The organism is Neobacillus vireti (assembly GCF_036962465.1).
In the GTDB taxonomy this organism is placed as follows: Bacteria; Bacillota; Bacilli; order Bacillales; family Cytobacillaceae; genus Neobacillus; species Neobacillus vireti_B.
The window spans coordinates 252,842-264,100 of sequence record NZ_JBALNF010000013.1; the positions used below are offsets into that span (position 1 = coordinate 252,842).

Annotated in this window: 13 protein-coding genes; 8 read left to right on the forward strand and 5 right to left on the reverse strand. The window is 41.7% G+C overall.

All coding sequences use genetic code 11. From position 1 onward, the window contains the following. Positions 1–48 precede the first annotated feature (48 nt). From V7077_RS06035 to V7077_RS06045, 3 genes are all read left to right on the forward strand, one after another. Positions 49–234, forward strand: coding sequence for a 4-oxalocrotonate tautomerase (locus V7077_RS06035; protein ID WP_335499371.1), 186 nt, complete (start codon positions 49–51; stop codon positions 232–234). 97 nt (positions 235–331) lie between these two features. Next, positions 332–1,180, forward strand: coding sequence for an extradiol ring-cleavage dioxygenase (locus V7077_RS06040; RefSeq protein WP_335499373.1), 849 nt, complete (start codon positions 332–334; stop codon positions 1,178–1,180). Positions 1,181–1,305: 125 nt separating this feature from the next. Further along, positions 1,306–1,887 (forward strand): DNA-3-methyladenine glycosylase I, encoded by a 582-nt coding sequence (locus tag V7077_RS06045; RefSeq protein WP_335499375.1) that lies wholly within the window; start codon positions 1,306–1,308, stop codon positions 1,885–1,887. A 49-nt stretch (positions 1,888–1,936) separates the two neighbouring features. Here the strand turns inward: V7077_RS06045 and V7077_RS06050 are convergent, their stop codons facing one another. Then, positions 1,937–2,098 carry a hypothetical protein gene (locus tag V7077_RS06050; protein WP_215046039.1) on the reverse strand — a complete coding sequence of 54 codons (162 nt, stop codon included), beginning with the start codon at positions 2,096–2,098 and terminating at the stop codon, positions 1,937–1,939. A 423-nt stretch (positions 2,099–2,521) separates the two neighbouring features. On the opposite strand from V7077_RS06050, the gene V7077_RS06055 reads away from it, so the two are divergent. The 4 genes from V7077_RS06055 to copZ all read left to right on the forward strand — a co-directional run bounded on the left by V7077_RS06055 (position 2,522) and on the right by copZ (position 4,494). Further along, positions 2,522–3,172, forward strand: a complete 651-nt coding sequence (locus tag V7077_RS06055) for a TetR/AcrR family transcriptional regulator (protein WP_335499380.1) — start codon at positions 2,522–2,524, stop codon at positions 3,170–3,172. Positions 3,173–3,302: 130 nt separating this feature from the next. Further along, positions 3,303–3,770, forward strand: coding sequence for a CBS domain-containing protein (locus tag V7077_RS06060; RefSeq protein WP_335499383.1), 468 nt, complete (start codon positions 3,303–3,305; stop codon positions 3,768–3,770). A gap of 158 nt (positions 3,771–3,928) precedes the next feature. Next, complete coding sequence (locus V7077_RS06065; protein WP_335499386.1) at positions 3,929–4,276, forward strand: metal-sensitive transcriptional regulator; 348 nt, start codon at positions 3,929–3,931, stop codon at positions 4,274–4,276. A gap of 11 nt (positions 4,277–4,287) precedes the next feature. Further along, positions 4,288–4,494 carry a copper chaperone CopZ gene (gene copZ / locus V7077_RS06070; RefSeq protein ID WP_335499389.1) on the forward strand — a complete coding sequence of 69 codons (207 nt, stop codon included), beginning with the start codon at positions 4,288–4,290 and terminating at the stop codon, positions 4,492–4,494. A 95-nt stretch (positions 4,495–4,589) separates the two neighbouring features. Here the strand turns inward: copZ and V7077_RS06075 are convergent, their stop codons facing one another. From V7077_RS06075 to V7077_RS06085, 3 genes are all read right to left on the reverse strand, one after another. Beyond that, on the reverse strand, positions 4,590–4,994 hold the full coding sequence (locus V7077_RS06075) for a VOC family protein (RefSeq protein ID WP_335499393.1): 405 nt from the start codon (positions 4,992–4,994) through the stop codon (positions 4,590–4,592). Positions 4,995–5,168: 174 nt separating this feature from the next. Further along, positions 5,169–6,443, reverse strand: a complete 1,275-nt coding sequence (locus tag V7077_RS06080) for an MFS transporter (protein ID WP_335499396.1) — start codon at positions 6,441–6,443, stop codon at positions 5,169–5,171. Then, positions 6,440–7,762 carry an ectonucleotide pyrophosphatase/phosphodiesterase gene (locus tag V7077_RS06085; RefSeq protein WP_335499400.1) on the reverse strand — a complete coding sequence of 441 codons (1,323 nt, stop codon included), beginning with the start codon at positions 7,760–7,762 and terminating at the stop codon, positions 6,440–6,442. The genes V7077_RS06080 and V7077_RS06085 overlap by 4 nt, the downstream gene beginning before the upstream one ends. A gap of 165 nt (positions 7,763–7,927) precedes the next feature. Here V7077_RS06085 and V7077_RS06090 point away from each other — a divergent pair, with 165 nt between their 5' ends. Continuing rightward, a complete protein-coding gene (locus V7077_RS06090) occupies positions 7,928–8,842 on the forward strand; it encodes an alpha/beta hydrolase (protein ID WP_335499402.1) in 915 nt (304 codons plus the stop codon). Positions 8,843–8,864: 22 nt separating this feature from the next. Here the strand turns inward: V7077_RS06090 and V7077_RS06095 are convergent, their stop codons facing one another. Beyond that, positions 8,865–10,946: a hypothetical protein gene (locus V7077_RS06095; protein ID WP_335499404.1), complete on the reverse strand. Its 2,082-nt coding sequence runs from the start codon at positions 10,944–10,946 to the stop codon at positions 8,865–8,867. Between the last annotated feature and the right edge of the window lie 313 nt (positions 10,947–11,259).

Consider the following 11,259-nt stretch of genomic DNA (forward strand, 5'->3'; position numbering starts at 1 on the left):
GAAATCAACATTCAAGATTGACACAGCCTAAAATAAAGGATGATTAGCATGCCATTAATTAATGTTCAAATTATGGAAGGTAGACCTCCGGAAAAAATAACAGAACTAATTAAAAATCTTACCCATACCGTTGAGGAAACTTTAAATGCACCAAAGGAAAGCATTAGGGTGATTGTAACCGAAGTACCAAAAACCCATTGGGGAATTGCAGGAATACCTGTTTCAGAAAGATAAGGAATTCATAATTGGGAGCATGGGGAAGATCATTGCTCTCCCTAATTTTTCTGGTTTGTAAGCGTTACCTTAATTATCAAATATATAGGAGGGTATTATGACGATTGAATTTAGTATGATAGCTCCTCATGTTCCCAGTATGTGCCATGAAGACCAAGTACCGGATTTTCAAATGGATATGGCCTCATCCATGAAAGTAGTAGCTAATCAAATAAAAGAAATAAATCCAGATGTGATTGTGTTAGTATCATGTCACTGGCCATCGACGTTTTTCCATTATGTAGATTGTACACCGGTTCATAAAGGGATCTTAACTGCCTTCGAAGCCCCGGACTTAATCAAAGACCTCCCTTACAACTATCCAGGTGATGAAGAATTAGCAAACAAACTCGTAAAAGCCGGAGAAGAGGCTGGCCTCCAGGTCCAGGGGGTAAATGATCCATATTACCTGTGGGATTACGGAAGTGTGGTTCCATTGCGTTACCTCAATCCAGATGAAGAAATACCGGTTATAAATTTATCGGTAACATTGGCAGCCAGTATCGAAGAGACCTATCAATGGGGTCGGCAAATTGCGAAGGTCTTACAAGAAACAAGTAAAAGGGTTGTCTTTGTTTCAAGTGGTGCCTTGTCGCATAATTTAGTGAGGGGCAGGCATAATAAGCCAACCATCACAGAGCATGCCATGGATAAGCAATTTCTTGAATTTGTGATGAACAAGGATTATCAATCCGCGTATGATATGCTGCCGGAATATGCAAGGTTAGCAAGGGTCGAATCAGGCGGGCGCCATCTTGCTATGCTGCTTAGCTTACTGGATCCTGAATGTAAGCCTACTTTCTATGCAGATGGTCAGTCTTCAGGCAGCTGGAATGTGCTGATTACCTTTCGTAAAGTCACGGCTCCAGAAGTCAATTCATTACTAGAGAATGAATTAGTAAAATAAGTTGATTCGATGCCGGAAACCTGCTGCTGGGTGTCCGGCTTTTTGTATGTAAGCATACCTTTTTGAGGGGAAGTATGTAATACTAATAGGGATGATCAAAATGACATTTATTTAGGAGAACATGAATGAGTGATAAAGAAATAAGATGCAGCTGGGTCAATGAGGACCCGCTCTATATAAATTATCATGACCACGAATGGGGAGTACCGGTATATGATGACCGCCTGCTGTTTGAATATTTAAATCTTGAAGGAGCCCAAGCAGGATTAAGCTGGTATACGATTTTAAAAAAACGGGATAACTATCGGCAAGCCTTTGATTATTTTGATCCCCAAAAGATTATCCACTATGATGAAAACAAAGTGGCTGAACTATTACAAAATGAAGGAATTATAAGAAATAAGCTGAAAATAAATGCCGTTATTACCAATGCACTAGCTTTCTTTAAGGTCGTCGATGAATTCGGGTCCTTTCAAGCCTATATCTGGTCCTTTGTGGACGGAAAGCCAATCCAAAATCATTTCAGGGACATGAGCGAGGTTCCGGCAACAACGGAAATTAGTGATCGCTTAAGTAAAGATTTAAAGAAGCGAGGCTTTAAATTTGTGGGTTCAACCATTTGTTATGCTTTCATGCAAGCAGTGGGGATGGTGAATGACCATGTTACTGCTTGTAAGTGTTACCAGCGCTTGAACTCAAAGGATTAGCAGGAAAAAGAAGGCCCGTCACATGTGTGGCGGGTCTTCATAAAGGTCATTATTTTGTTGGCTTTTCCATCATAAAATCAGAAGCGGGAATCGGTATGATTTTTCCGCCGATTTGAACATGAACGGTATCGTTGAAAATGGCTTTGACAATTCCTTTTAATGAAATAGTGGAATTAACAGATAGTTTCTTAGATTCAGATTGGTTTGCCAAATGAACCAACACCTTCCAATTATTTTAAGATGTTTTTAAAAATAAGGCTGTGTTTATCTTGAATGTTGAATTCCGCTCCAGGCGGCTTCGCTTTCCGCGGCCGTGTCGGGGAGGCTCCTCGGCGCTTAAGAGCCTGTGGGGTCTACCCAGACCCTTTACTCCAGCAGAAGTCTTCGTCGCCTTCCGCTCCAATCAACTATTTCCTTTAACATAGCCAAAAATAAAAATAGATACTTTAAATTATTCGCATAGAAGCTGTAAATTCCTGCTTCGCAAAATAACTTTTCTTAAAAATTATTCATGATAATCAGGGATAACATGAATTTTAGTTCAAGTATCACACAAACCGCTATTTCTGTCAATTTAAACATGAACTATGGTTCAAATTAATGAAAAGTGGTAAGATAATATCGAGGTGAGAACATGTCAGATGATGAAAAACTGGTAGGCGAATTTCCATTTTTGCCTAAGCAGGAACGGGCTCAAGCTAAAAGAAATGCATTAATCGAAAGTGGCTATGCTTTGTTTCATGAAAAGGGTTATGAGCAGACTACGGCAAAAGAAATTGCCGCGCATGCAGGGGTTGCAACTGGGACCTTTTATCGATATTTTTCCGATAAACGGCAGTTGTTGTTGTCGCTGCTTGAGGACAAGATTGAGACCTTTCTTCCACCGGAAATAAGCTGGCTTTCAAGCGACCCAGTGGCAGCATTGGCGTCTTCTTTAGAAAATCATTATGACAGAATCCATGAATCCGGACTTCGTCATGTTCTGCCTGAGCTGTCAGCAAAGGACCCCGAGCTCGCAGCCGTTCTGGACAATGCTAGAAAAAGAATTCACGCTAGGATTATAAGCGGATTAAAAAAAGCGGGAGAAAAAGGGCTGATTTGGGCTGATTTGGATGTAGATACCCTTTCTTGGGCGATTATGATAATGGTCGAGAACGGTCTTGATAAAACCAGCCAGTCTGAGAACCCTTCAGCATTCCAGGATATTGCCAAGCTGATTTGCCGAATGGTGTTCCCACCTAGAGTTTTAGAGGAGCTTTCCAATAATATAGGAGGAGCCGAATAAATAATAAGTTCTCAAGAAAATAATATCTTGAAAGATGGAATTTATTATATTCAAGTTAACCTGAAAATAGCACAAAGAATAAGGAAAAAACATGATTTATTTTTGAGTTGATCCCAAGAAAGCGGTGACCATGATGAAAGTAAGAGATTTTATGGTTAGAGACGTCATTACAGTTCGACCAGAAAGTACTGTTAAAGATGTCATGTCTGTATTTGTAGAAAAGAAAATTGGCGGGGTTCCAATCACAAATAAAGATGGGACATTATGCGGAATTGTAACAGATGGGGATATTATCCGTGCTATTAAGCCATTAGACCGGAGGATTCATGATTATTTCAGTTTTATCACTTATATAGCCGTAGAGGATAAACAAGTGCATTTAAGTGAGATTATCAATCGGGAGATTATTAAGTTTGCGAAAACGCATGGAATCATGTCTGTTCAGCCTGAAGATGATATGGAGAAAGTGGTCGATATCTTATCAAAGCACCACTTTAAAAAATTGCCTGTCGTGAATGGCGCTAATCGAGTCGTAGGTGTTATCAGCCGTGGTGATGTCATTCGAAATATTCAGCAAAAGATTGTTGAAGGAGTGTAAGTGCTTTGTTTAAAGGTAGGCCTGGATTGTAATAAAAGCACAGCCTATCTTTTCTTTCTTATTTTGCGGATTTTATCGGGAGCAGGTAGAGGATAAATATACACGTCGCGATACGGTACGGTGGTATGATATAATTAGAGCAAAAAGGAGGCGTTTAAATGTCTCATGAAAAAGAACTTGAGCAGGAACTTACTGAAGAATCGTGCTGCGAACATGAGGGAAGCCATCGACGGAGTCATCATCCAGATAAGGTGAAAAGTAATTTAGTTACCAGGCTGAATCGAATTGAAGGACAGATCCGTGGAATTAAAGGCTTAATTGAAAAAGATACCTATTGTGATGATGTGATTAACCAGATCGCTGCCACACAATCAGCGTTAAACAGTGTGGCAAAAATATTGCTTGAAGGGCATATGAAAAGCTGTGTTGTCGAGAGAATTCAAGAGGGCGATATGGAGGTCCTCGATGAGGTCCTTGTGACAATACAAAAATTAATGAAAAAGTGAGGACGCTAATAATGGAACAAGTTACATTAAAGGTGAGTGGAATGTCTTGTGGACATTGTGTGAAAGCGGTCGAAGGCAGTGTTGGTGAGCTGCAGGGTGTAAAAAAGGTGGATGTTGACCTTGCAAAAGGCATAGTTGCTGTAGAGTTTGATGGGAAACTCGTTTCACTTGAAAAAATTAAAGAAACCATTGATGACCAAGGTTACGATGTCAATTAAGAGAAATGCACCCAGGTTTTAGCCCCTGGGTGCTAATTTTTAATTGACTCTAAAAAATGGACAGCGAAAGAGCCTAATAAGGTCGTTTTCGTTTCTTAGTTAACGGTAAACATCCAAGTTACCCCATATTTGTCCTGTACAGAACCATGCAGTTTAGAAAAGAATGTGGGCTGAAGGTCCATATAAACAGAGCCGCCATCTTTAAGAACTTCCCATGCTTGTTGTGCACGTTCCTCGGAATCAAGCTCTATACTGATCGACACTTTTGCACCATTTCCTAGATCCCTATTTCCATCTGAACCATAAATAAATCCTGAATCTGTTAATTTCAATTGGGCATGTAAAACAAGGTTTTTATCGCTTTCCGCTACAGGGAAGGCCGGATTTGCCGGCATGTCACCATATTTCTGGATTGAAACCATTTCGCCATCAAATGCCTTTTGATACATTTTAAAAGCCTCATCACATTGTCTGTTAAACATTAAATACGGTGCAATCATATAAAATTCTCCTTTTTTCCCAGCCGTTGGTAATTAGGTATATCCTTTTGGCAGCAAGGTTGCTGATAGTACTATTATAAACGAACGCTAGTTCTGTAATCAATACAAATAAAAAAACAGTGTCCTTCCGATGTGAAAGGCACTGTTTTAGCGTGAATCCAAGATTCTCTTACCTTATTGTGACAGGGAATTAGTTTTTACAACAGGGTTCTTTTCGGGTACCTTGAACAAAATTAAGCCGCCGATGATAAACAATACAATCAGGCTAAAAACACCGCTATTGGTATTGCCGGTTAGTTGGGCCGTGAATCCCACTAAAAAGGGGCCTAAAATTGCAGCAAACTTATAAAAAATACTATAGAATCCGAAGAATTCGTTGGCACTTTCTTTCGGTACCAGCTTAGCAAAATAGGAACGGCTTAATGCTTGAATACCTCCTTGTGAAGAAGCGACCAGCATAGCGAGAATCCAGAAATCCAAAGTGGTTTTTAAAAAATAGGCATAAATACAAATAACAACATAGACAAAAATCCCCACTAACAGCATCGTCTTTCCCTTGTAACGATCGGCAAGTTTCCCATAAAAATAAGCAAAGGGAGCCGCGACTACTTGAGTGGCAAACAAGATGATTAAGAGATTAGTTGAGGTGATTCCTAAATCAGATCCATAGGCTGTAGACATCGTAATAATGGTATTGACGCCATCAATATAGAAGAAATAGGCGAATAAAAATAAAAAGAGCGGGCGATATAATCTTATTTTTTTAAAGGTTATAAATAATTGGCGAAATCCATTGCTAACAGGATTTCCGACGCGTTCTTTATAATAAATCTGCTTAACGTTTTTCAGCATGGGAATCGTGAACAACCCCCACCACAAGGCAGTAATGGCAAATGCTGCTTGACTAGCAACGGTTACAGAGATCGGAAGGATCCCTTGCTGCGATAAAATAATAAGTGCGATTCCCAATACAAAAGGGATAGTACTGCCGATATAACCCATGGCATAGCCTTTAGAGGAGACTTGATTCATTCGTTCTTCGGAAGTTACATCGACAAGGAAAGCATCATAGAAAATATTGGTACCGCCAAAACCGATGACCGTCACCATATAACAGATTAAGAGAGTCAGCCATTGGTTGCTTGGCACAACCGCGAGCAAGAGGGTGAAAATAATCCCGAGTGCAAAGAAAAAGGTAAAGAATCGTTTTTTGAAGCCTTTGAAATCGGCAATGCTTCCTAAAATGGGGGCGCAAAGTGAGATTAACAGAGTTGCAAGCGAATTGGCATAGCCCCAGTAAGCTGTGGACGTTGACGCCGCAAGTCCTGCTTCTTTCGCCGCTGCCTTGAAATATAATGGGAAAATAGCAGTTGTAATCAGGATGGAATAGGCAGAGTTTGCCCAATCATAGAATACCCAGCTCTTTTCTTGCTTTGACATTCGACTCATGTTACATCCCCCTCTAAAGTTAACAACTCTTCAATCACTTTTCCATCAGTATGACCTAAGCTGACACCCAGAAGCCTTGCGAATGTTGGCCCTTCATCAATGAGACGGATTGAAGGCAGGGTGACCTGTTGAATTCCTTTCCCGGTTGCCATCAAAATGGTTCCATAGTTTTCTTTTTCAGGCGAATAGCCATGGCATGCCATTGTATATTTTTTATTGGTCTTTGTATCCTCTTTCGTAATGGGTTTGATAAATTCCCCGCGGTAGTCTTCTAGAAAATAAAATCCAGGTCTAGCTTCAATCATAAAGGCACACGAGCCATCTGCTCCTCTTGCTGCCGCTTCCTCTCCTGTTATGAATTTTTCTATTCCGAAGTCCGGTTCCTCCAGCAATAAGTCAAGGAGATTGTGAACCGCTTGAAGTGTTGACTGGTCTTCAGGGGTGTTTAGATAAATATATGCAGAGCCATCACAACTTTTACAATAGGCCTTCCAATTAATTAGTTTGCCATTTGCATTTGTGGTGATTAAGTTTTGCTGATGGAAAAGGACATTGAGGTTAATCGCTTTCTGTTCGTCAAGTGCACTGTGATCACCTAAAGCGATGATCGTGGATTGTTCAAAGATGTTGGCTTCTTGTAAAGCTTCAATTATTCTCCCAAGCCGCTGATTATGCCGATGAAGGGATTGAAACGCTTCTTTTGATGAAAAACCATGTTCATGACGCTGGGTATCTAAATCGGTAAAGTGGACCAATAATAGGTTAGGTTTCTTTGTTTTAATCGTATCCACAGCTGCCTCTAGTACAAAATCATCTAATTCCGGCTGCTGAAGACCTTTACGGATGTAACCAAAGCGTTTGTTCATCTCCCATTGAAAGTGGGGTGTCCCGTTTAGTAAGGAAACAAGAATTTGATTCTGCCATGGGCGATTGGCAAAGATTTCCGGCATGTTGAAATCGATGTCCGCTTTTGCTGTTACGGGCCATAGAAAGGCGGCCGTGGTCATATTGGCCCTTTTCACTTCATCATAAAGGGTCGTCCCCTTGATACATTTTCGATACCAGTTCCAATCTGGGGAGTTTTTACCAGGCTGCAGAAGGGTATTATTGATAACACCGTGCCGGTTCGGGTAGTTTCCGGTAACAATCGTCGCATGGCATGGATAGGTGACGGAAGGGTAGATGGATTCAACGTGTTCTACCAGTGCTCCCTTCGTTAAGATGGTCTGAAAGTGAGGCAGTTCTTGCAGGATGGGAAGGTCTAAAGCTGAAAGACAGTCAAAGGAAATAAGGATTAAATGATCGGTAAGCCGGTTCATTGAACACCTCCTGTTAGCCTAATTGTACTATAGACAGCCCCGATTGTTACAGAACATTTACAAAAGTTTAGAATATTAAGTGCAATAGCGAAATGATTACCGCATCGATATTCTTTTTTAGTATAATTAAATTAGCAATTATTGGTATAAAGGCGGGGTGGAATCATGCCAAGTTTTCAAAGTTATTTTTTTGAAAAAGCAATTAAGCTGTCGGTAAAACGTGCTGCCAAAAAAGGTGTATCGCAAAGGGGAATAGAGGAACAGCGGGAGATGCTTGATACTGCTGCAAGTAAGATCGGTAAACTTCCGAAAAATTGTGAAGTCATTCCCTTGCATATCGAAGGGGTGTATGCAGAGTGGTTGACGACGGGAGCTGCTATGCCGGATAAGGTAATCCTTTATCTTCACGGTGGTGGTTATGCTCTTTGCTCAGCAAACACACATCGGCCGCTTGCTGCACGGATTGGGGCAGCAGCCGGTGTGAGAGTGCTATTCCCGGAGTACCGTTTGGCACCTGAACATCCTTTTCCGGCGGCGATTGAAGATGCGGTCAACGTTTACCACTGGTTGTTGAAGCAAGGATATGCTGGCAAGGACATTATTTTCGCAGGCGATTCGGCCGGCGGCGGCTTGTGTCTTGCCACTGCACTTGTCTTAAGGGATCAAAATGAGCCGCTGCCGGCTGGGATTGTTTGTCTGTCGCCATGGGTAGATTTAACAAGCAGTGGAGAAAGTTATCAGAAAAATGGCGATGTGGATCCTTATTTAAGTTTAAGGGCTGTAAAGGAAGCATCCCGAATGTACGCAGGATCGGAATCTCTCGACCATCCGCTGATTTCACCTGTGTTTGCAGACCTAACCGGATTGCCGCCAATGCTGATACAATCAGGAACACATGAAATACTGCAAAGTGATGCCTTATCGCTTGCCGCTAAAGCAAAGGCTGCTGGTGTAAATGTATCATTAAAGGTTTGGGATGGGATGTGGCATGTTTGGCAGATTAGTGGTGATCTCTTACCTGAAGCGAAAAGAGCAACCAGAGAAATCGGTCAATTCATTAGACGAATCATGAAAACGTGAAGGCCAGGTGATGGCCTTCACGTTATTTTTTTAAGAGATTGTTTTGGATTTGTTCCCCTTCAATGGAAATAAGACCGAGATTATTGGTTGTTTCAATGATGGAACCATTGTCAATGGATTGGTAACGGAGTTGGTCCTTCCATAGGTATGACGTGGTATCTGCAGCAGGCTTGGTGTGGGTGATGGTGTAATCAGGGGTACATATTCGGTAAATATCATTTCTTTTCCGGCTGTAGGCATTGATGGTGATGACCAATTTCATTAGTAGACCCCAAATCCCGGTGAAGCTCATATTTTTAAAAGGGCTGCTTGTAAATTGATAGATCGGGAGTGTGTTTTCATTGGCAAAAGTGACAGTTGCTTTAACGGCTGAAGCATAGTGGACGTCTCCTGATAAAATGATGAGAGGTAAAGGGGACCAATTGGAGGTATGCGTCAGAAATTCTGTAAATCCTTTGCCATTGTATTTCCATGCTTCAAAATCAAACGAGGTTTCTACCTTTACGCCAAGCACTTGAACAGGATAGACAAAGTCATGTAAAAAGGATTCGATTAATCCCATGCCATAAACAGGAGTGGCTGACACAACGATTAATGGGCTTTCCTTTTTCCAGCCGCTGTTTTCGAGTTTGGCGGTGGTGAGCGACCATCCTGTTTGGTTTACCAGCCGCGGGCAGCCTTCGCTTTCTTTGATGATTTGACCAAATTTAAGTGGTTTTGGGGCCGTATCATAGTCCCTCATGGTCCGGGTATCAAGAAAGACGGCTTTTGGGTGGGTGGGAGCAATGTAATGCCAAGAGTTGAACTCACAAAGCAACTCCTGCCATTTTTCGTAGGATTTACGATGGGTGGACCCTTTGCGAAGTCGGTTAAAATGGTTTGTCATGGTGGTGATAAAATCATGGTCAAAGGTGTCTGGCTCATTTCCCCAGCCCTGGAAAAGCCAATAGGCACAAAGGCCGTTTGTCACTACATGTTTCCCTAACGGCGCATTGTTGACCGACAGTTTCCATTCGGCCGATAGATTCCAGTCATCGGTAATATCATGGTCATCAAAAATCATATAGGTGGGAATATTCGCCAGCAATCTTCTGGCCTGAGTGAGAGATTCTTGGAAAGTAATCAGTGCTTCTTGCTGATCAAGATAACGATCCTTCAGTTTTTGCCGTTCGAGTTTGTGTTCCTTCTGATAAAGATCGTTGTCGGGAAAAGTAAAATGGATCAACTGCTGTTCTTCTGCTTCCTCAAAAGAGAGAAGTAATTGGTGCTTCTGAAGGACGGCCCAAAGCTCGGGGTTCCACGACAAAAGGTACATCGCTGCAAATTCGCCTAATTCCATTAAATGATTTTGGGCTTTGGAACTTGTAAATTGAGCGATGTATTCTATTATAAATTGTCTCCCGTTAATTTGCTTGAGAGCAGTGGAATAGGGTTCTTGACCAAGACGGGCATCCAATTTGCTCAGGGGCTCTTTTTGACCAATTAGTTCCCGGCTGATGGTTGAAATCGCTAAAATAAGCGGGTCAGCGACGTCATCTGCATAGATTTGATCTCCCATAAGGAAAAGGGAGTCAGGACGGGAGGAGATATTTTCATAGTTTTTTTCTAAAATCTGATCAGCGAGAGCGAGTGTATCCTCGCCATCACCATGCAGCTTTCGGCATGAACCATAGAAGATATTACTTTGGCTTTCTCCATTTCTTATGAGGAAGGCAGGGTATTTCAAATTTCCGTACACAATGGAGTGCTGGTGATCAGGAGATAAGTAGTGAAGACTTTGTAAATCGTCCGTCCGGCTCCCGCTGGCACGGACAAAGTGGAGGTTATAGCCAATAAGGGTTTCTGTCGGAAAGCAGCCCTGTGTGGGTGTAATGTTGATTAAATGGAGGTAAAGCTGTTTTCCTGCTCTTATTGAAGTGGTTTCTGTCTTTGTCTCCATCAGATGATAATCAAATGATGGGTGTTCACTAATCGTCTCAATCTCATAAAGAGCTGCCTCAATCTCCGCCTTCCTGCTCGTCGCCAACCAAATAAAAACCTGCCCACGCTTCACCCGACGCACAATCGGTCCAGCCAAAACAAACGGAAACTCAATCAAGCCCATACTTAATCACCTCCCGAGATAGTAAATGGTGACAGGCACCATTTCTCATTCTTTCACTGTGGTTATAGTTTGTAATAATATTGCCAATTTTGTTGCAAGCGTTTGGTTAAAAAGGAATTATAATGAAATTAGTATATTCGCATCTTGGTTCCAGAGTGTCATCACGGCTGTTTTCTTTAATAAAAGGCTGTGTTAAAGGTTATTGTTGATATTTAGCCAATTGATTGGAGCGGAAGGCGGCGAAGACTCCTCGAAAATGCTATCGCATTTCCTTCGTGCGTGGGTGGATTCGAAGATGCAAATTCAAAGTCCT

Bases quoted from the DNA above. Each gene is read 5' to 3' on its own strand.
- V7077_RS06055 (WP_335499380.1), top strand. From the start codon at position 2,522: ATGTCAGATGATGAAAAACTGGTAGGCGAATTTCCATTTTTGCCTAAG.
- V7077_RS06060 (WP_335499383.1), top strand. From the start codon at position 3,303: ATGATGAAAGTAAGAGATTTTATGGTTAGAGACGTCATTACAGTTCGA.
- V7077_RS06090 (WP_335499402.1), top strand. From the start codon at position 7,928: ATGCCAAGTTTTCAAAGTTATTTTTTTGAAAAAGCAATTAAGCTGTCG.
- V7077_RS06095 (WP_335499404.1), bottom strand. From the start codon at position 10,946: ATGGGCTTGATTGAGTTTCCGTTTGTTTTGGCTGGACCGATTGTGCGT.
- V7077_RS06080 (WP_335499396.1), bottom strand. From the start codon at position 6,443: ATGAGTCGAATGTCAAAGCAAGAAAAGAGCTGGGTATTCTATGATTGG.
- copZ (WP_335499389.1), top strand. From the start codon at position 4,288: ATGGAACAAGTTACATTAAAGGTGAGTGGAATGTCTTGTGGACATTGT.
- V7077_RS06035 (WP_335499371.1), top strand. From the start codon at position 49: ATGCCATTAATTAATGTTCAAATTATGGAAGGTAGACCTCCGGAAAAA.
- V7077_RS06040 (WP_335499373.1), top strand. From the start codon at position 332: ATGACGATTGAATTTAGTATGATAGCTCCTCATGTTCCCAGTATGTGC.
- V7077_RS06085 (WP_335499400.1), bottom strand. From the start codon at position 7,762: ATGAACCGGCTTACCGATCATTTAATCCTTATTTCCTTTGACTGTCTT.
- V7077_RS06045 (WP_335499375.1), top strand. From the start codon at position 1,306: ATGAGTGATAAAGAAATAAGATGCAGCTGGGTCAATGAGGACCCGCTC.
- V7077_RS06075 (WP_335499393.1), bottom strand. From the start codon at position 4,994: ATGATTGCACCGTATTTAATGTTTAACAGACAATGTGATGAGGCTTTT.
- V7077_RS06065 (WP_335499386.1), top strand. From the start codon at position 3,929: ATGTCTCATGAAAAAGAACTTGAGCAGGAACTTACTGAAGAATCGTGC.